Origin of the sequence: Sodalis sp. RH21 (assembly GCF_047324175.1) — a bacterium.
Classification (GTDB): domain Bacteria; phylum Pseudomonadota; class Gammaproteobacteria; order Enterobacterales; family Enterobacteriaceae; genus Acerihabitans.
In genome coordinates this window covers 1,934,426-1,954,540 of sequence record NZ_CP178732.1, presented here as the reverse complement: position 1 = coordinate 1,954,540, position 20,115 = coordinate 1,934,426, and the positions used below count along the sequence as shown (strand labels likewise).

The following is a 20,115-nucleotide window of genomic DNA, read 5'->3' as shown; positions in this document are numbered from 1 at the left end:
GCGGGGTCTGACTATTATTCGCGAGCAGCAGGCGATTGCCGACCGCGTCTACGCGCTGGGTCTGCTGCCGCGGGCCATTAAAGTCCGCGACGCGGTGTGGCGGGAATGATTTAATCGGCCAATGATATGAATGGCGCCGCTAAACCATGCCCGTGCAAGACGATGCACGGGGATCAAAGTCCGGCGCCATTTGATCTGATGACATCCTGGTACCAATAGAAACTCTGCTTGCGGCTACGCCGCAACGTTCCCTGTCCCTGGTTATCTTGATCCACATAAATGAAGCCATAGCGTTTGTTCATTTCCGAGGTGGAGGCGCTAATAAGATCTATGGGGGCCCAGGAAGTATAGCCCAGCAGATCCACGCCGTCTTTCACCGCCTCTTTCATCTGCTGCAAATGAGACTGAAAATAGGCAATGCGGTAGCCATCGCGGATAACGCCATGTTCGTCCGGCGTATCCACCGCCCCCATGCCGTTTTCCACCACAAATACCGGGATTTGATAACGGTCATATAAATCATTCAGTGCAATACGCAATCCCACCGGATCAATCTGCCAGTCCCATTCGGTGGTTTTTAAATAGGGATTCTTGACTCCGCCGGCGATATTCCCCCCCACTTGGTCCATTTTATCGGCATTGACGCTGGTGACCAGCGACATGTAATAACTGATCGAGATAAAATCGACCCGATGCTGGCTGAGAATCTCCTCGTCGCCGGGTCGCGTGTCGATCTGAATGCCCTTTTCACTGAAGCGACGCAGCATATGACGCGGATAGCGGCCGCGGATTTGCACATCGGAAAAGAAATAATTCAGTTGGTTCTCGCGACCGGCTAACAAGACATCTTCCGGCGCGCAGCTTTCCGGATAGGTCAACAGGCGGGTTAGCATGCTGCCGATTTTACTGTCTGGACTCAGGCGCCGGCAGTGTTTCACCGCCAGAGCGCTGGCCACAAACTGGTGATGCAGCGCCTGGTAGATGACATTTTCCAACTGCTCCGCCGGATAGCGTTCCGGTACGATGCCCCCGGTAGTAAATGGATGACGGATAATGCTGTCGATTTCATTAAAGGTGAGCCAGTATTTGACCTTCTTTCCGTAGCGCTTTAGCACCGCCAGCGTGAAGCGCTCAAAACAGTCCACGGTGCGGCGATCGCTCCAGCCGCCGAAGTGATTGACCAGATACATCGGCATTTCATAATGTGACAACGTGACTAATGGCTGGATATTATTGCGCAGCAGCTCATCTATCAGGTCATCGTAGAATTGCAGCCCCGACTCGTTTGGCTCGGATTCCACGCCGGTGGGGAAAATCCGCGTCCAGGCAATGGAAAACCGCAGCACTTTAAACCCCATTTCCGCAAACAGGGCAATATCGTCTTTGTAGCGGTGATAAAAATCAATGCCGCGCCGTTTGGGGTAGTCGGAGGCATCCGTCGCCTGCATCGCCTGCTCGATTTGCTGATTGGTGATGGTATAGTGCTTTGAATATTCCTCTGGTTTAAGGTCTTTTTTAAAGATGGCCATATCCGCGGTGGATAGCCCTTTCCCCCCCTCGTTCCAACCGCCTTCCACCTGATTGGCCGCAATAGCGCCGCCCCATAGGAAGCCTTCCGGAAAACCGTCAATTTTCTCTTCAAACATGGTATATCTCCTTATGGTTTATTCAACGGGCCGACATCGACACGCGCAATAGGGGCCCGCTGGTTTCCACTTGCTGCGAATCCGTGATGCTGACGCTGGGGTAGTCATCGGAATTGGCGATGATGACCGGCGTGGTGATATCAAAATGGCGGCGCAGCAATTCTTCGCGATCAAAGGTCAGTAATAAGTCGCCGGAACGCACCCGGTCTCCCTCGCGGATATGGGCGCTAAACAATTCTCCATTGAGCCGCACCGTGTCCAGACCGATATGGATTAGCACTTCGACACCCTGATCGGATGTAATGCCTATGGCGTGGCGGGTGTGGAACAGTTTGCTGACAATGCCGTCCACCGGGGAATACACTTCTCCGTCGATGGGAATAATTGCGATTCCCTGCCCCATTACGCCGCTGGCGAAAACGGGGTCTTTCACCTGTTCCAGTGGAATAACCCGGCCATTAAGCGGCGCCGCCAGGAAGGATTCTGCGCCAATACCGGCATTGCCGGAGTTGGCCGCCGGGGTTGCGGGGGCCGTGGTGGAGGCCACCGGCGCCCCGTTAACCGCTGCGCCGGCGTTCTGTCCATCATCGGTTGCCGGGTTGACGGGCGAGCTGATGGCTTCATCAAAGCCCATAATAAACGTCAGCGCCGCCGACAGCACGAATGAGAGCGCAATCCCGGCAATATAGTATTTGAAGGTGGCGGTCATAAAGGCGGGCAAGGTGGTCAACGAAGGGAAGACGTAGGCCATGGCGGTGGTATTCATCGCGCCGACAAACCCGCCGGCAATCACGCCGGCTATCGTGGCGGCGACCAAAGGGCGTTTGTATTTAATGGATATACCATAGACGATGGGTTCGGTGACGCCGGCCAGCAGCGCCGGCAGCATGGCGGACAACGCGAAGGACTTCAGTTTCGGGTCCCGGGCACGCAAAAATACGCCAAACGCCGCGCCGGCCTGGGCAAAGGTTGCGGTGCCGGCGGGCGGCTTTATCGTGTCGTAACCGTGTAATGCCAAATTGTTCAGCATGACCGGAACCAGGCCCCAATGCAGGCCAAACATCACCAGGAAAGTCCAGCCGGCGCCGATAAGTGCCCCGGTCAGCATGCCGCTCTGGTGGTTCATGAAGGCGATACCATCGCCGATCGCCGTACCGGCATAAATCCCGATCGGCCCGACAACGATAGCAACCAGCGGCACCATAATTATCAGCCCCAGCATCGGCACCGCCACCATTTCGATGCTTTGATGGATAATGCGTTTGAGGCCGCGCTCCACCCACGAATAAACCCAGATGGCTAAAATAGCGGGAATAAGCGTGGAATTATATTTCATCAACACTACCGGGATACCGAGAAAACTGACGATATCTCCGGGTTGTTTTATCATGGCGGTAAAATTTGGCTCTAACAGCGCCGCGACAATAGCAACCGAAACAAACGGATTCGTGCCGAAGGCTTTGCCGCAGGAAAAGGCCAGCAACAATGGCAAAAAATAAAACACGCTGTTACTGGCGGCCAGCAAAATAAGATAAGTGCTGCTGTCGGTCGCCAGCCAATGATAGGTGGTGAGGATCACCAGGACGGCCTTAAGCATGCCGGCACCCGCCAGCGCGGGGACGATCGGCACCAGGATTGACGACATGGTGTTGAATACCCGGGCCAGCGGGTTTCCTTTACGGGCGCCGGTTTCCCCTTCCCGTCCGGCGGTACCGCTGATGGTATAGCGGTCAATGATTTGATGATAAATGGTCGCAACCTTATCGCCGACCACCACCTGGAATTGGCCGTTGCTTTCCACCGCCATGATTACGCCGTCCAATTTATCCAAGGCCGGTTTATCAAATTTACCGGCATCCTTGAGATAAAAACGCAGCCGCGTGATGCAATGCGTGAGAGAAATAATATTTTTATCGCCACCGACGAGGTTAATAATCTGCGCCGCCAGATCCTGTTTTTCAGACATGGTAATACTCCGGATATGTCAATCTCATAAAACCAGATTCGGGGGGAATTCCCCCAGAGATTAAGCGATAACTAGTTCATCAGGTTTAATTCTTTGAACTTAATCTCACATGTTCAATATGCAATGATAAAAACATCATTTCGTCGTCCGTTAAAACGCGTTGATATTCGTGTGTCAAATAGAGATTTATTTTTTCGGCACAGGCATAAGCCAGGCCGTATTTTAACGCTACCAAATTATGTAACTCCGCATCATTTCCGCACACATAGGCATGGCTCAGCAACCGATGGGAGAAAAACTTAAGATGGGTAATAAATCTCTGAAAATCAATGGATTGCTCATCATATTCCAATTGGAAATGATATTTTACGATATTCAGTATATTCTGGATTAACCGTGACATTTGCGCGACATCCGGCATGGTGCCTTCCTGTTGCGCATTCAGTAAATGCAGGGCGATAAAAGCCGCCTCATCCTCCGGCAAGGCGATATTGAATTTTTGATTAATATCGTTCAAAGCCACCAGGCCAATGGAATACTCCGCCGCATATAATCTTTTTATATCCCATAGCAATTCGCTTTTGGCAAATTTCTGCTGTCGGCCGCGCTCGGTGGCAAAATTCAAATGGTCCAGCAACGACGCGTATAGGCTTTTATGGATTTTGCGATCCAGACGAAAAGAGGCTTGTTTTACAATATCAATAACAATATTGAACAGTTCATCAGGTACATTGTTATAATCCGCGGTTTCTCGTTGGCGTTTATCTTCGCGAGCGAGACGGAATATTTTATCCACCTGCGTCTGGTCAATCCATTGCCCGTTTTTCTTCTGAAAAGCTATTCCTTTGCCTATAACGACGCATTCTTGTTCATTATCATCATTTACAATGACGACATTGTTATTCAGCACCCTGAGAATTCTCATTCTTCACCCAAAAAAAAAGGCAAAACATAAAAGAGTGCTTATCTCTTTTAGGTTTTGCCCGTTTTTCAACAGTTACAATCCACTGGCCCGATTATTACACCTTGCGTTTTCCCAATGCAATACGGTTATCCAATAAGGTTAAATTTTTGTGATCATAAGCACAAAATCAGCTTTCACCGGCTTTTATAAAACCCACCGCATTTTTGCCGCATCGCTGGATGCCGCCGGTCTATGGCGCAGCGGATAAGGGGTGTATCACTCTCAGATAACTTTCCGCAGGACCGGAACGGGCGGTATTTCCTCGGCGTGTTCAATACTCCCGGGGTCCAGGCGGAACGCTTGCGGATAAACCCGCGGATCGGAACGGCGCGGCGGCTCGGTCGAACGCCAGGCGTACAGGCATTGCCCGCATTGAAATACGGTGAATACGCCCTGGACCGGGCTTTCAAACAAAACGTCCGTCTCTGGATGCTGGCAGCGAGGACAAATCATCATATGTTCCTTTTCATTTATCAGATCATCGGTTGTTGGCGATCAGCGTGTTCAGCCGGTCGATCCAGCGGCCCGTTTCGGGAAGATCGCGCACCGGCAGACCGTAATTGCCGCGCGTGTCCGGAACGACGGGGGTCGTCGCATCAATGACCAGCTTGTCGGTCACGCCTGCGGGCGACGATCCGGGGTCCAGCGCGACCACCGACATATTGGGCAGTTGTACCAGATCGCCCGCGGGGTTCACCTTGGTGGACAAAGCCCACATGACCTGGGGCAAATTGAACGGATCGACGTCCTCATCCACGATAATCGCCATTTTTACGTAACCCAATCCATGGGGCGTCGTCATGGCGCGCAGTCCTACCGCTTTCGCGAATCCGCCATAACGTTTCTTGGTGGAAATAATCGCCAGCAGGCCATGGGTATACATGGCATTAACGGCTTGCACCTCGGGAAAATCGGCCTTGAGCTGCTTGTATAGCGGGACACAGGTTGCCGGACCGATGAGATAGTCCACCTCCGTCCAGGGCATGCCAAGATAAAGGGACTCGAAGATCGGCTGCGTTCTATAAGAAACCCGGTCGATCCTTATTACCGGCATCCGGTGCCCGCCGGAATAATTGCCCGTGAACTCGCCGAACGGGCCTTCCAGTTCGCGCTTGCGGCTTTCGATCGCGCCTTCGATAACCACCTCCGATCCCCATGGGACGTCAAATCCGGTCAGCGGGGCCGTGGCGATCGGATAAGGCGCCTGCCGCAGCGCGCCCGCCATTTCGTATTCCGACTGGTCATAGCGCAGGGGCGTCGACGCCATAAGCGTGATAATCGGATCGTTGCCGAGGGTGATGGCGATAGGCAGGTCCTCGCCCCGTTCCTCCGCCGCCTTGAGGTGGATGGCGATATCGTGCACCGGCACGGGCTGGATGGCGAGACGGCGTTTGCCCTTGACCTGCATACGGTAGATGCCGACATTCTGCTTGCCGAAATTATCGGGGTCCTGCGGGTCGCGCGAGACCACCGCGGCCTTGTCCAGATAGAAACCCCCGTCGCCATCGTTAAGGCGAAACAGCGGCAGTATTTCAAAAAGATTGATATCGTCGCCTTCGACGCTGTTTTCCCGCCAGGGCGGATTTGCGCGATGCTCCACCGGTACGGGGAATTCGTCCCAGCGCCGGATGAATTCCGCAACCTGATCCTTGGTGGAAGTGCCGGGAGCCATGCCCAAGGCGATAGCGTGGTTAGGCCACGAACCCAGGGTATTAAGCGCAACCTTGGCGTCGGTAAAACCCGCGATATTATCGAAATACAGCGCCGGCGCCTTATCCCCAATCCGGCCGGCCGCGTTGGCCGCCGCCGCCAGATCCGGCTCGGCCTGGACGGAGTCTTTCACATGCAGCAGTTGGCCATTTTCATCCAGCGCCTGCAGAAACTGGCGCAAATCGTCGAATATCATGTTAGATCCCGTGTTCCCTGTGAAAAAGGCTGGTCGACTCATCTACCCTGGCCGTTTTATCCAGCGCCGGTCAGCCCTTCCCCAACGTCAGCGGCTCGCGATATAACGAGGATAAGTCGCATAAACGAAGCAAGGTAAAAACACATAGTTCGTATACGAACTATGTGTTCGGACGAACGATCTTAAACCCAGGCTTCGTGGGAAATTCTATTTAGTTCGCATACGAACGTCAAGCCCGGCATGCATCGCTGGCGGGATTTGCTTGTGCCCGCCAAACGTAGCGGAGATAATACCCGCCCCGCCGAACGGGCGTGAACCGGGAACTACCGGACAGGATATAAAGCGGATGTTTGACAAGACCTTATTTCACCTCATGCGCGTCGTCCTGCAGGAGCATACCGCCCGCTGGACCTTGCTGATGCCCGAACTTACCAAACCGCAATATGCGGTTCTGGAAGCGCTCGCCACCTCGCCTGAAGGACTCGACCAGGCCACGCTCGGGCAGGCTAGCGCCACCACCAAGGCGACCCTGGCGGAAATGCTGGGGCGCATGGAAACCCGGCAGCTGATTGTCCGGCGGCCGGATGCCACCGATAGCCGCCGGCGTCTTATCCGGCTCACCAGGCAGGGCCGCGATATGCTGAATCTTGCCCGGCCCGTGGCCGAACAGGTCTCGGACAGCTTATTGCAGACGTTGTCCGCCGATGAACGCGAGGCTCTGGTGCAAATTCTGGCCAAGATGAGACGCGGCATCCACGCCAAGGATACCTAGGGCGGACCGGCGGCGCGTAAAATCAACCCGCCCAGTCGCTCATTAAATGACTCAGATGATTAGTCATCAGACGAGTGGTCATTTCCGTATCCCCTGATAACATTGCATCAAGGATAGGTTGATGCTCTTCAGCGGATTTCACCAGCCCGCCGCTTTCGCGAAGTGCTTTAAGACCATACTGCCGGGACTGATCGCGCAGGTTTTCCACAATTGTCACCAAAGGCTCATTTTCGAGCAGCGACAGCAGGCCGAGATGGAACTGGCGATCCATTTCCAGATAACCCGCGATGTTCCCTTCCTTGGCATAGGCCACCATGTCGGAGGCGATTTGGGAAAACTCCTGCCGGCGCGCTTCCACCCGCGGCCTGAGCGTGGCGAGTTTGGCCATCGACGGCACTTCGAGCAGTAGCCGGAGCTCATAGACGTTATGACGCTCTTTTTCGCTGAAATGCACCACGCGAAAACCGCGATTACGCACCGTTTCCATTAACCCCTGGTTAACCAGAGTCAGCATGGCCTCGCGCACCGGGCTATTGGAAACGCCCAATTCTTCGGCCAACGCCGAGGCGGAATAAATTTGGCCCGGCGCCAGATCGCCGGAGACCAGCCGTAATTTAAGAATAGACAGCGCCTGATCGCGAAGATTGGCTTGCCGCAGTATAGGATGTTCCTGTTCCATATAACCCTCAGACTGACATCTCAGTAGTCGATAACATGCTACATTTTAGCCCGAATGAAGATTCATCTCAATACAGATTCCGTTTTCTTATGACCCAGCGGGTGCATCCCTGTTGAGCAGGCCTATTAAACGGCGGCTATCATAACGTTTCCTTATTACCATAAGTAATAGTTGACTGCCGAAACGAAAAGCCTCCCATCCGTGGGAGCCACATCAGAAACTGTATTTAGGCGGCGTCGAGCCCTCCCGGTAGATTTCAGCGCTTTTTACGGCGCCAAACGCGGTATCGTTCTTGTCGAGGATCTTGGCGTATTCGCCATTCTGGATCAACCGATCGTAGGCGCCTTTTAACGCCTGCAGCAATTGACCTGAATTAGCGTTGCGCGCCACAGCGGTCGCGGTCGGCCCCCCGCCTATTTCACCGGAGGCGTTAAGTCCCGCATCAACGCGTATCGATTCCTGCGCCCCGCCGCGGTTGATTAGTACGCCATCCACCCGGCCACTGTTGAGCGCCAGCACGGCGTTATTGATTGATGGAAATGCGCTAATCGCCGGCGCCTTATCGGTACATTTCGACGATGCGGATTTTAGGGTGGCCAGTTCCGCCGATCCGGCCATGGCGCCCACTTTATGGCCGCAAATATCCGCCAGCGTTTTGGCCTGGAAAGGTTGGTTTTTTTTCACCAGGAAAGTGCTGTAGTCCTGCCAGTTAGTGACGAAATCGGCGATTTTCAATCGTTCCGTCGTGACATAGAACTCGCCGTAGGAAATATCGAATTTATTCGACTGCAAGCCCGTCAGCGCGGTGGCAAAAGGAATCAGGCTGATATCGGCCTTCAGCCCCAGCACCGCAGCAACCGATTGCGCAAGATCCACATCCATCCCCTTAAGCTCGCCGCCTTCTTTATAAGCCAACGGTTTACCGGTGTCCGGCACGGCGATGCGCAACGCACCGGAGTCTTTTATCGACTGGGGCAGCAGCGCGGCCACGTCATCGGCCTTGGCGATCGCCTCCTGCGACCAGGCGGATGCAGCGGGAAGCGCGCCAGCCGCCAGCGCGGCGATCAAACACAACTCTTTGGAACGATTGAATTTCATATAACTCTCCCGGGATGAATTGAGGGCGCGAAGCGTACGCGAACAACAGCCGAACATTGACAATAGGATGTAACATGTAATATATTACCCGTTACACTTAGCGACTGCAAGCGCGATGTTAATCCCGCCGCCCGGTCCGGGGTCCCCAAGGCATCCCCCTGTCGGGCAAGACAATTAAACGCATAAGCAATTGAGGTGAAACAAAAAATGGTTAAACCGGAATTTGATGTCGTGGTTATTGGTGGCGGCCCATCGGGTTTGTCGGCGGCCTGGGAACTCAGGGACAAGAACATTCTGGTCCTGGAAAAATCGCATCGTCTTGGCGGACGTCTCTACTCGATATCACGGGGAGACTATTGGCTGAATCTGGGCGGCCACCTGTTTCCACCGCCGGGATCTCACATGCGCAACATCCTGCATTCCATAGGTCTGGATATCATCAAGATCCCCGGCAATAAATTCGCGATCTATTGGGGTGGTAAAGTATATAAGCCCAAAATGGTTTCCGCCCTGCCGCTGACCATGTCGATGACCCTGCGTGAGCGTTTTGCCATGGCGACCAAAGGCATGCGTATTCTAAAGGCCGTGAAAGGCTGGCAAAAAGCGATGGCGCCGGTGTATGGCGAAAGTAACCAGCGCCGCCGGGCGCGGGTCGCCAGCTATCTGTCGGATAAATCCTTTCACGAATTTATGGGGCCGCTGCCCAAGCGTCTTGAAGCGCTATTTCGTTCGGCGGCGCGTCGGGCGGCGGCTGAAATGGAAGACCAGCATGCGGGGGTCGGCGTCTCGCTTTTTGGCGCCGTGTGGGCCGGTAAAGGCGACTCCATGGCGCTTAACCTTGACGGGGGATCGGGCCGTTTTGGCGAGGTGATGATGGAGCTGCTGGGCGATCGCGTGCGCTATCACACTACCGTGAAATCGGTAAGTAAAACCGGCGACCTGGTCACCGTGGTCTATGACACCGACGGGCGCGAACATACTGTAACCGCCGCGGAAGTCGTGGTGGCGATACCAGCTTACCAGGCATCGGATATTGTCCGCGATATCCCCGACGATGTCCGCCATACCCTGCAAAGCGTCCAGTACGGCCCGTTCCCCACCATGGGGATCATTACCGACGAGCCGGGCCCCATGCCCTATGACGATATCTATGCCATCACCACGCCGGATGCCTCGTTTGACATGTTTTTCAATCATGCCAACCCGCTGAGAACCGGCCCGCGCAAACCGGGCGGCAGCCTGATGGTTTATTCCGGCGGCACCCCGGCGCGCGAAATGCTCAAGTTGACCGACGATGAAATTCGCGATCGTTATCTCGCCGATATCTACAAAATGTTCCCGCAGTTGCAAGGGCATGTGAAGGAAACCATCGTGCAGCGCTGGGTGCCCGGCAATACCTATCGCCCGGCCAGTTTTAATTTTGACCCGATGCTCGCCTACTGCGAGCGCAACGACGTCAATATCCACTTTGCGGGCGACTACTTTGCCGAGATCGGCAATATGGAGATCGCCACCGGCTCCGGCCACGAAGCGGCGCGGCGCGCCCGCGTGCATCTGATGAGCCAAGCGCAAAAAAGGGCGCAGTTGAAAATCGTCGAGCGGGACCGTGTCGCCGCCGCCGGCCAGGTGAAGGAAAATGTATGAAGACCGCGTTCCCGCTTCGCATAGGTATTATTGGCGCGGGCGCGGCGGCGGAAACCCACGCCCGGGAGTTGGCGCGGGTCGAGGGCGCGGTCGTCAGCGCCGTTTTCTCCCGGAACGTGGATAAAGGGGCGGCCTTTGCGGCCGCTTTTTCAATCCCGCGGTTCTATCACCGCCTCGACGCCTTTCTGTCCCAGCCCGCGCTGGATGCGGTTATTATCACCACGCCCAATGGCCTGCATCTCGATTATGCGGGCGCCGCGGCGCGGGCCGGCAAGCATGTCATTATTGAAAAACCGCTGGAGATTTCATTCGTGCGGGCGCTGGCGACGGTCAATGTGGTGGATGCCATTTACCGCTCGGCCGCCACGCGCCTGCCGCAAAAGATATAACGTCTCGCGCGCCGGCTCCAGGCGCGCGTTTTCCCCCTATATCCTGCCCCATGACGTAGTGAATGGTCCCGCAGCGCGCAAAAAAAGCGTGGTTTTAACTGTCAACCACGCTGGAATATACCCTCCGGCACCATCCCTACGCGGCTCGCTCCATGCCGTTTTTATAGCGTTGTACCGCTCCCGGCAGTTGGCTCCATTCGGCGTACCATTGATTGAACAAACGGAACTGCGCTTCCACGTAGCCGCGCTGGCTGTCGGTAAGCGCATCGGTCTGGTTGAAGTGCAGCGCGTACTCTTTATTCCCCTTCAGCACCATCATATATTTGAAAAACAACACCAGATCCGGACCGGCATCGAATGACGACAGGATCGCCAGCGCCTGCTCAAGTTCCTGCGCCCGTTGGCGCGCATCGCTATCGCCCGCCGCCGCGGCCAGCGAAAGATGACACAAATGCAGTACTTCTTCGGGCAACACGTTGCCAATGCCGGTGATGGCGCCGGTGGCGCCGCAGTTGACGAAGCCATGCACCACGGCGGTATCGACGCCAATCATCAGCGTGACGTTATCATCGCGGCTGGTGATATTTTCCGCGGCGTACCGCATGTCGTCAATGCCGCCGAACTCTTTAAAGCCGACCAGATTGGCATGTTCGCCGCGCAAGGCGAAAAACAGATCGGCGCGGGTGGCAAAACCATAGTAAGGGCTATTATAGATGACAGCGGGCAGCTCGGGCGCGGCGGCAAGAATGGCTTTGAAGTGTTCTTTTTGCGCCGAGATCACCGAACCGCGCGATAACACCCGTGGAATGACCATCAGGCCTTTGGCGCCCACGTTCTGCGCGTGGGCGGCATGGGCCACCGCCGAAGCGGTATTCACCGCGCCGGTGCCGACGATGACCGGAATGCCGGCCCGGGTCAGGCGTTCCACCCCTTCCATGCGCTGCGTGTCCGTCAGCAGCGGCCAGTCGCCCATCGAACCACAATAGACCACTGCCGACATGCCGACGCCAATCAATTCCTGCGCTTTACGCACCAGGGCATCAAAGTCGGGCTGCCTGGCCTGTGTGCAAGGCGTCATCAACGCCGGGATCACCCCGGAAAATATATCTGCTTTCATACTACCTCTCCAATGAAGGTTCGTAACGGGCGTCGCAACCGGGTTGCCGGTGCCGTTGGGTTACCGGCGCGCCGCGCCGGTCAGCAATGCCGGATCGATGGCGGAAATGGCCTGCCCGAGCGCGTCTTTCTGCGCGGCGGAATAAGGCGGGATCGGCGCGCGCACCGGCCCGACGCTCAGGCCCAGGATTTCACAGGCGGCCTTGATGCCGCTGTTGTAGCGCCCCGAACCCAGCAGGCGGATCAGCGGATACACTTGCCGCCAGAGATCCGCAACCGCCTGGTCGTCGCCGCTTTCGCTCGCGCGCTGCAATTTCACCAGTCCCGGCGCCATAAAGTTACCGGTACCCATCACCATGCCGGGCGCTTTCAGTATCAGCGCGGGCAGCATCAGCACGTCTTCGCCGTTGAAAAAAGTGATTTCATCGGCATGATCCATCAGCAGCGCGCTCATCTGCATGATGTTGGCCGACGAATCCTTGACGTATTTTACCTGCGGGATCTCCCTGGCGAGCTTTAGCAGGAAATCCACGTCGAGATGCAGCCCGGTGGCCGGGGGAAAGTTGTAAGCGCAAATGGGCAGGCTGGTGGCCGCGGCGACATCGGCGTAATACGCAAAGGCCTCAGCGAAACCGATGGGCTCATAGTACGGGGTCGCCAGCATGATTGCGGTGGCGCCCACGCTTTCGGCGTGCCTGGAAAACGCAATGGCCTCCCGGGACGAGGTCGCCCCGGTATGGGCCAGCACCGTAGCCTTCCCTGCCGCCTGCTCGGCCACAATCGCGACCAAACGTAATCTCTCCTGATGGGAAAGAACGGAAAACTCGCCGGTACCGCCGGCAGGAACAAACCCATCGACGCCGTCAGCGATATTTTGATCTACGAGCTTGCGCAACGCCGCCTCATCGATATGTTCACCATCCGCGGTGAACGGCGTAACGATGGCGGAAAGAACTCCCTTAAGGATCATGAGCTGAATCTCCATTGATAAAAGTCAGAGTGGTGGAAAACCATCGGCGAGCTCGTCTTCCGAGTCCGCCGCAATAGTCAGAAAACCGTTGATATAGGCACGCCCGGTCAGCGCCGGGGTAACAAAGGTACGCCCGCCGGCGCTGCGCACCTGCGCGGCCGTAACCGTAAACGTCGAGCCGATGATGCTCTGCGTGGTGACGGTGTCCTCCGGCTGGACTTTGCCCTCGGCGACCAGTTTGGCGAACAGCGCGCTGGTGCCGGTGCCGCAGGGAGAACGGTCTATGACGCCCGGCGGCGCCACCACCACGATTTTCGCCCGCAGGGGTTGAGCGGGATCGCAGCGGTAAAACAATACCTGATAGACGTCCAGCGCCGCGCCGGTAAGCGGATCGGCGACGCCTTCCCTGGTGTAGGTTTCGCGCAGTGCACGGGCCAGACGGACGATTTCGGTGGCGTTGCCGCGCTCAAGCGAGAGGCCGATACTCTCGGCATCCACCGAAATGTAATAGTCGCCGCCATAAAGCAGTTCGACCGGTACCAGACGGCCTTCCAGCCCGCATTCGCCTTTGCCGACCACAAAAGATTCAACATTGGTAAGCGTAACGGTAGTGAATTTCCCGCCGTCACGCCTGGCCGTCACGCCAACCGGGCCCGCCGGCGTGCGGATGCGAAATGACGTGCTGCCGGCGCCGTCGCGCCACAGATTGGGCAGGAGGTTAAGCTCGACTATCACCGAGGCGAAGCCAATCATGCAGTGTCCGCACATCGGCGGGTAGGAACCGGGCTCAAGGATTACCGCCCCGATATCACAGCCGTCCTCCCGCGACATGATCGGCACCACCGCGCAGGTCAGCCCGCCGCCGCGCGGCTCGTGCACTAAACGGCGGCGCCAGTGGTCGGCCCGATCGCGCAGCCACCGCCGCGCGCCGTCGACGGTTGCCGCCTGCGCGGGCAAATCAATACCCGACAGCACTATGCGCGTCGGATTGCCGCCGGTGTGCGAATCCACCGCGAAGATGTCCTGCCGGTCCTGGCGGTTGAGCCAATCAACGGCGCTTTGCGGCAGGGCGTGGTTATCGGCCATGGTTTTCCACCCGGAACAGCGCCGCGCCTAATGACCGGGCGTCAACGGTAATCCCAAGACCCGGCGCGGCGGGCGCTTTGCCCCGACCCCGCTCCGAGCGCGGGGCATAACCGGCGACATGCTCAAGCGTCCAGTCGTTGAAAAACGAGGCGTGCATCAGCGCATCCGCGCGGGTGCTGGCGGCCACATGCGCTACCGCGGCGGTCGTCACATCGCCGCCCCAGACATCCTCGATACAGACGGTCATGCCTAAATCCAGCGCCTGGTCGCGCATGCGCACCGCGCCAGTGATGCCGCCGACCCGCGCCAGTTTGATATTGACCGAGACCGCGCCGGCCTCGTATTTCGCCCGGTACAGTTCCGCGGCATTGACCACCGACTCGTCCAGCACCAGCGGTAGCGAACTCATGCGCTGCACCAGCGCGCAATCGGCGGTATCGCGACAGGGCTGCTCGACGAAAATATTCAGGCCCGCCAGTTCCCGCACCGCGATCGTCGCCGACTGCAGGTTCCAGCCGCCGTTGGCGTCGGCCACGATCGTCACATCATCGCGGCAGGCTTCCACGACGCTGCGGGTCCGCGCGGCATCGTCGAAAGGATCGTTGCCTACCTTTAGTTGAAAACGGCTGATGCCCGCTTCCCCGCGCATGCGCACAAAAGCGGCCATGTCGCCAGGGGACGCCAGCGGTACGGCTTCATACAGCGGAAAATCCGGCTGGGTCACGCCGCCCAACAGCGTGGCGATCGGCAGGTTGGCCGCTTTGCCCAACAAGTCCCAACAGGCTATGTCGATGGCGCTTTTGGCGCTGTTTTGCCCCAGCAGGCAGGCGTTCATGCGCTGATGGATAACGGCCAGGTTGGTCGGTTCCAGCCCCAACAGCGAGGGCGCCATGACGCGAATACCCGCGCGCGTCCCTTCGGCAAAATCCGGCAGATAGGTACCGCCGAGGGTACAGCTTTCTCCCCAGCCTTCCCGTCCCTCATGGGTAACGATACGTACCAGCGTGGACGCCTGGCGCTGAGCGGCGCGGCCTTGGGACATCACGTATTCGCCATGGGCGTAGGTCAGTTCATAGCCATAAACTTCAATTGCCGCGATCTTCATTGTACTCTCGCCGTAGTGGTTGGTTATGTGTAATATATTACATTCAACGGTAGGTCTGTCAATGCGCTTTTTTAATCAGCGGCGTCAGACAAACAGCGCGGCAAAATGCGGATTCAAAAAAAGATTGTGCGGGTCCATTTGCCGGCGGATCTGCATAAAGCGCGGGTACTCGGAGTAAAGCTCGCTCACCCGCCGACGATCGAGAAAATGCAGCTTGCCCCAGTGCGGGCGGGCCGATAGCGGACGTAAAGCCCGATCGACCGCCTGCAGGAAGGGAAAATAATGGCTGCCGATGACCCCTGAAACGGAGATGGAGGTGCTATTGCGGCCGCTCTGCGGCGAAAGATAGCCGGTATCGGCTTTCTGCCAACGCACCTGCAGCGGCGAAATTTCATCAGGAAATCCGGTGCGCATCAGATGCTGCATACGCTCGACCGCCTCCCGCGCATCGGCGGCGTCGACCATGTATTCCAGTTCGTGAAATTCAGCGTCGGTGGTGCCATCGGGGTAAATGCGATACGCCCGGTCCGTGCGCTGGTTAATCCCGCCCCGCGGAATATCGGGCTCGTCGGCGGACACTTCGCGTAGCAGTTTGACGAAACAGTGACCGGCGGGCACCTCCCCCAGCTTATACATCTGGGCGGAACGGACGGTGGGCATCCACCAGAAGGAAAAATGCCGGTAGGCGCCGAGCAGATAGTCCCATTGGCGCAGCACCTCCGACATCGGCAGGATTATATTTTCCTCTTTCAGCCGGTAGGCAGGGACCAGCTGTAAACCGACGCGCAGTACCGGCCCGAGCAAACCGAGCGAAACCTGGCCGGCGCGCAGGTAATCGGCGGTTTCACCGTCGATATCTACCACTTCCCCGAGCCCATTGACGATACGCAGGCTGATCACCCGCGATGAAAGCGAGCCAAAAGCGGTTCCCGAACCTTTGGTACCGGTGGCGATGGCGCCGGCGATGGATTGCACGTCGATATCGCCCTGGTTTTCAATCGACAGCCCCGCGGACCAGAGCGGTTCGCCAAGGGCGGCGATGGTGGAACCCGCCGCGACCTGCGCCCGTTGCTTAACGTTATCAATGGCAATAATGCCGCTTAGCGTGCTGAGATCCAGCAACAGGCTATCCGTATGGACGATCGGAGTAAAAGAGTGTCCGCTGCCGGCCACCCGCACCGATTGTCCTTTGCTCACCGCTTCGCGAATGCCGGCAATCGCCTCTTCCTCGCTTGCCGGCCGGAAAAATTTTTCCGCGGTGAAGGTTTGGTTGCCTCCCCAATTGGTCCATTCGAATTGAGACATCGTCATCACTCCCATTTTTGCGCAATTGAACTTGACGGATAAAAACTAAACTAACATTATGTAAACGGCTACCGGTTATCGATTACCGCAGAGTCTCACATACATTCATAGCGAGTTTCAAGTATGTTTAGGGGAACGAAAGTGACACAGACACAATTGTTAAATCGGCAGGTAGCGAGAGACATCGGAGAACATGAAGGCATGCCCGTGGTGCCCCTGAAATATCATGGGCGCTGGGCCGCGGCCGCGCTGCTGATCATCGTGGCGGCGGGGTTGATTGTTTCGCTAATCACCAATCCGCGCTATCAGTGGCAGGTCGTCGCGCAATACCTTTTCGATGCATCGATTCTCTCAGGACTGATGGCAACCGTCTGGCTGACTCTCGCCGCCATGACTATCGGCGTGGTATTAGGCACCCTGCTCGCCCTGATGCGCATGTCAAAAAACCCTGTGCTCAACAGTATCTCCTTTATCTATTTGTGGATGTTTCGCGGCACACCGCTGCTGGTGCAATTGATATTCTGGTACAACCTTTCCGCGCTTTACCCCGAGATCACCATCGGTTTCCCGTTTGGCCCTAATTTAGGCACCTTCGACGCCAATCAGTACATCACGGTCTATGCCGCGGCGCTGCTGGGGTTGGGTCTCAATGAAGGGGCCTATATGTCCGAAATTGTGCGGGCAGGCTTGAATTCAGTGCCTGGCGGACAGCGGGAAGCGGCGGAAGCGCTGGGCATGTCGAGCTTTCGCGTGATGGTGAAAATCATCCTGCCGCAGGCGATGCGCATCATCATTCCGCCGACCGGCAACCAGTTAATCGGCATGCTCAAGACCACCTCCCTGGTCAGCGTTATCGCCCTGCAGGAGCTGCTCTACTCCGCGCAGCTAATCTATACCGCGAACTTCCAGACCATCCCGCTGCTGATTGTGGCCTCGCTATGGTATCTGGTTCTCACCTCGGTGCTTTGCGTGCTGCAGCACTACACCGAGAAGCATTTTTCCAAAAGCGATCATCACTCCTATGCCGTGCCAGCGCCGGCGGACGAGAAAATCGACGATCACAGCGTAAGGAATGCCTGACTATGCCTCTTTCCCCATCTTCCCCGCACGGCCATCATTTTGCGGTGGTGGCGCGCGGCGTCGAGAAATCATTTGGCCACCTGCCGGTACTCAAGGGCATTGACCTGACCGTCGAGTACGGCAACGTATGCTGCATCCTGGGGCCTTCCGGATCGGGTAAAAGCACTTTTTTACGCTGTATGAATCACCTTGAGCGTATTGAAAAAGGGCTCTTGCAGGTAGGCGGCGAGACGGTCGGCTATCGCGAACACAACGGCAAGCTTTACGAGATGAAGAAATCCGAAGTGGCGCGGCAACGTGCCGATATCGGCATGGTGTTCCAGAGCTTCAATTTGTTCCCGCATATGACGGTCATGGAAAACATCATTGAAGCGCCGATGCACGTCAAAAAAGTGCGCAAGTCGCACGCCATCGAGCAGGCGATGGTGATGCTGTCCAAGGTGGGCCTGACCGGCAAGGCCAATGCCTATCCCCGTACGCTTTCCGGCGGCCAGCAGCAGCGCGTCGCCATTGCCCGCGCGCTGGCGATGAAACCCAAACTGATGCTGTTTGACGAGCCGACCAGCGCCCTCGATCCCGAACTGGTGGGCGAAGTGCTAAGCGTAATGCGCGAACTGGCTGACGAAGGCATGACCATGATCGTCGTGACCCATGAGTTAGGCTTCGCCCGCGAAGTGTCCGACCAGGTGGTCTTCATGGACAACGGCGTGGTGGTGGAGCAAGGCAACCCGACGGAATTTTTCAGCCATACCAAAAACGAACGCGCCAAAGCCTTTCTTGGCAAAGTACTATAACTTCTCTTCCTGGAGTGCATATGATTGCTTTACCTGACACCGTACGGACCCGCGCGTTTATCAACGGCGAATATGTCGACGCGGAAAACCAGCGGGTTTTCGATAATTTCAATCCCGCGACCGGTAAACTGCTCAATCAGATTGCCGCCTGCTCCGCCGCCGATGTCGATAAGGCGGTAGCCGCCGCCCGCGCCGCTTTTGAGCGCGGTGAATGGAGCCGCATGGAGCCGCGCGAGCGTAAGCGCATCTTGCATGCATTCGCCAACCTCATCGAACGACACGCCGCCGAGTTGGCCCTGCTGGACTCGCTGGACGCCGGCAAACCGCTGGCGGATTGCGAAAATTTCGACCTGCCCGATGTGGTCAACAACGTCCGCTGGTATGCCGAAGCCATTGATAAGGTTTTTGGCAAAATTTCTCCCACCGGCGCGGGTAATCTAGGCCTGATCGTCCGTGAACCGGTAGGGGTGGTCGGCATGGTGCTGCCGTGGAATTTCCCGGCCGCTACCCTGTCATGGAAAATCTCGCCGGCGCTGGCGGCGGGCAACTCGCTGGTGATTAAACCGGCGGAACTGGCCTCGCTGTCGACGTTACGTATCGCCGGCCTGGCCCGGGAAGCGGGTATTCCCGCCGGCGTGTTCAACGTGGTGCCCGGTTTAGGCCATATTGCCGGTAAAGCATTGGGATTGCATAACGATGTCGATGCGTTGACCTTTACCGGCTCAACGGAAATCGGCCGTCAGTTCCTGCGCTACTCCGCCGACAGCAACCTGAAAAAAGTGGTGCTGGAATGCGGCGGTAAAAGCCCGCAGATCGTCATGGCGGATATGGCGGAGAACCTGGATGCCATCGCGGAAAACCTGGCGAACGCGGCATTCTGGAATATGGGGCAAAACTGCACCTGCGGTTCACGTATCCTGGTGCACTCCGCCATTAAACAACCCTTTATACAAGCCTTTATCCGGGCCGCGCAGGTATGGAAAACCGGCGAACCCACCGACCGCGCCACCAAGCTGGGGCCGCTGATTGAGCCTGATGCCTTGACGCGGGTATTGGGCGCCATCGCGCAGGCCAAACAGCAAGGCGCCACCGTGCTGCACGGCGGCAACCAGGTCCGGCAGGAGAGCGGCGGCTGGTTTGTCGAAGCCACGATTATCGATGGCGTCACGCCGGAGATGGCCTTGGCCCGCGACGAAATCTTCGGCCCGGTGGTGGCGATCGTCACTTTCGACAGCGAGGAGCAAGCGGTGGAAATAGCCAATGACTCCGCTTATGGCCTCGCGGCCACGGTGTTTTCCAACGACATCAATGTCGCCGTGCGCATGGCGCGTCAAATCCAGGCCGGCACCGTGGCGGTTAACGGTTACGGTGAAGGTGACATCACCACGCCGTTCGGCGGTTACAAAACCTCGGGTTTCGGCGGTTATGACAAAGGGTTCGAAGCGTTCGATCAATACACCCAAATGAAAACCATCTGGGTATCGCTTACCTGAAACCGAACGCAAAACATCCGCGGCCCGGTCGCCGGATGTTTTGCGTAAATCGGCTTCGGTCGCCATAAATCCGCAGGCAACCCCGCGCCGTCCGCCGGCGCT

Annotated in this window: 18 protein-coding genes; 6 read left to right on the top strand and 12 right to left on the bottom strand. The window is 57.0% G+C overall.

Going from position 1 to position 20,115, the window contains the following annotated elements:
• Positions 1-173: 173 nt before the first annotated feature.
• The 5 genes from ACL2XP_RS08905 to ACL2XP_RS08885 all read right to left on the bottom strand — a co-directional run bounded on the left by ACL2XP_RS08905 (position 174) and on the right by ACL2XP_RS08885 (position 6,482).
• A complete protein-coding gene (locus tag ACL2XP_RS08905) occupies positions 174-1,646 on the bottom strand; it encodes a glycoside hydrolase family 1 protein (RefSeq protein WP_413738389.1) in 1,473 nt (490 codons plus the stop codon).
• 22 nt (positions 1,647-1,668) lie between these two features.
• Positions 1,669-3,612, bottom strand: coding sequence for a beta-glucoside-specific PTS transporter subunit IIABC (locus tag ACL2XP_RS08900; protein ID WP_413738387.1), 1,944 nt, complete (start codon positions 3,610-3,612; stop codon positions 1,669-1,671).
• An 85-nt stretch (positions 3,613-3,697) separates the two neighbouring features.
• Positions 3,698-4,537 (bottom strand): BglG family transcription antiterminator LicT, encoded by an 840-nt coding sequence (gene licT, locus ACL2XP_RS08895; protein ID WP_413738385.1) that lies wholly within the window; start codon positions 4,535-4,537, stop codon positions 3,698-3,700.
• 261 nt (positions 4,538-4,798) lie between these two features.
• Positions 4,799-5,029, bottom strand: coding sequence for a non-oxidative hydroxyarylic acid decarboxylases subunit D (locus ACL2XP_RS08890; RefSeq protein ID WP_413739118.1), 231 nt, complete (start codon positions 5,027-5,029; stop codon positions 4,799-4,801).
• Positions 5,030-5,054: 25 nt separating this feature from the next.
• Complete coding sequence (locus ACL2XP_RS08885; protein ID WP_413738384.1) at positions 5,055-6,482, bottom strand: non-oxidative hydroxyarylic acid decarboxylases subunit C; 1,428 nt, start codon at positions 6,480-6,482, stop codon at positions 5,055-5,057.
• A 346-nt stretch (positions 6,483-6,828) separates the two neighbouring features.
• Between ACL2XP_RS08885 and ACL2XP_RS08880 the strand changes: the two genes are divergently transcribed.
• Positions 6,829-7,254, top strand: coding sequence for a MarR family winged helix-turn-helix transcriptional regulator (locus ACL2XP_RS08880; protein WP_413738382.1), 426 nt, complete (start codon positions 6,829-6,831; stop codon positions 7,252-7,254).
• 22 nt (positions 7,255-7,276) lie between these two features.
• Here ACL2XP_RS08880 and ACL2XP_RS08875 read toward each other — a convergent pair whose 3' ends face one another.
• Positions 7,277-7,933, bottom strand: a complete 657-nt coding sequence (locus ACL2XP_RS08875) for a GntR family transcriptional regulator (RefSeq protein ID WP_413738380.1) — start codon at positions 7,931-7,933, stop codon at positions 7,277-7,279.
• Between the two features lie 213 nt (positions 7,934-8,146).
• Positions 8,147-9,031 carry a transporter substrate-binding domain-containing protein gene (locus ACL2XP_RS08870; protein WP_413738379.1) on the bottom strand — a complete coding sequence of 295 codons (885 nt, stop codon included), beginning with the start codon at positions 9,029-9,031 and terminating at the stop codon, positions 8,147-8,149.
• A gap of 207 nt (positions 9,032-9,238) precedes the next feature.
• On the opposite strand from ACL2XP_RS08870, the gene ACL2XP_RS08865 reads away from it, so the two are divergent.
• Together ACL2XP_RS08865 and ACL2XP_RS08860 are read left to right on the top strand one after the other, a co-directional pair.
• Entirely contained in the window at positions 9,239-10,675 is a 1,437-nt protein-coding gene (locus ACL2XP_RS08865) for an NAD(P)/FAD-dependent oxidoreductase (RefSeq protein WP_413738378.1), read from the top strand.
• Positions 10,672-11,064 (top strand): Gfo/Idh/MocA family protein, encoded by a 393-nt coding sequence (locus tag ACL2XP_RS08860; RefSeq protein WP_413738377.1) that lies wholly within the window; start codon positions 10,672-10,674, stop codon positions 11,062-11,064. Before ACL2XP_RS08865 ends, ACL2XP_RS08860 begins: the two co-directional genes overlap by 4 nt.
• Before the next feature lie 136 nt (positions 11,065-11,200).
• On the opposite strand, the gene ACL2XP_RS08855 is transcribed toward ACL2XP_RS08860, so the two are convergent.
• From ACL2XP_RS08855 to ACL2XP_RS08835, 5 genes are all read right to left on the bottom strand, one after another.
• The gene (locus ACL2XP_RS08855; protein WP_413738376.1) at positions 11,201-12,181 is read right to left on the bottom strand and encodes a dihydrodipicolinate synthase family protein; all 981 of its coding nucleotides are present in this window, start codon (positions 12,179-12,181) and stop codon (positions 11,201-11,203) included.
• 60 nt (positions 12,182-12,241) lie between these two features.
• Entirely contained in the window at positions 12,242-13,150 is a 909-nt protein-coding gene (locus ACL2XP_RS08850) for a dihydrodipicolinate synthase family protein (protein ID WP_413738375.1), read from the bottom strand.
• A gap of 24 nt (positions 13,151-13,174) precedes the next feature.
• On the bottom strand, positions 13,175-14,236 hold the full coding sequence (locus ACL2XP_RS08845) for a proline racemase family protein (protein ID WP_413738374.1): 1,062 nt from the start codon (positions 14,234-14,236) through the stop codon (positions 13,175-13,177).
• A complete protein-coding gene (locus ACL2XP_RS08840; protein ID WP_413738373.1) occupies positions 14,226-15,341 on the bottom strand; it encodes a mandelate racemase/muconate lactonizing enzyme family protein in 1,116 nt (371 codons plus the stop codon). Before ACL2XP_RS08840 ends, ACL2XP_RS08845 begins: the two co-directional genes overlap by 11 nt.
• A gap of 84 nt (positions 15,342-15,425) precedes the next feature.
• Positions 15,426-16,646, bottom strand: coding sequence for a D-arabinono-1,4-lactone oxidase (locus ACL2XP_RS08835; RefSeq protein WP_413738372.1), 1,221 nt, complete (start codon positions 16,644-16,646; stop codon positions 15,426-15,428).
• Positions 16,647-16,787: 141 nt separating this feature from the next.
• Between ACL2XP_RS08835 and ACL2XP_RS08830 the strand changes: the two genes are divergently transcribed.
• From ACL2XP_RS08830 to ACL2XP_RS08820, 3 genes are read left to right on the top strand one after another with little or no spacing between them, the layout of a single operon-like run.
• On the top strand, positions 16,788-17,726 hold the full coding sequence (locus tag ACL2XP_RS08830; RefSeq protein WP_413738370.1) for an amino acid ABC transporter permease: 939 nt from the start codon (positions 16,788-16,790) through the stop codon (positions 17,724-17,726).
• A 2-nt stretch (positions 17,727-17,728) separates the two neighbouring features.
• Positions 17,729-18,520, top strand: coding sequence for an amino acid ABC transporter ATP-binding protein (locus ACL2XP_RS08825; protein WP_413738369.1), 792 nt, complete (start codon positions 17,729-17,731; stop codon positions 18,518-18,520).
• Between the two features lie 20 nt (positions 18,521-18,540).
• A complete protein-coding gene (locus ACL2XP_RS08820) occupies positions 18,541-20,013 on the top strand; it encodes an aldehyde dehydrogenase (RefSeq protein WP_413738368.1) in 1,473 nt (490 codons plus the stop codon).
• Positions 20,014-20,115: the final 102 nt, after the last annotated feature.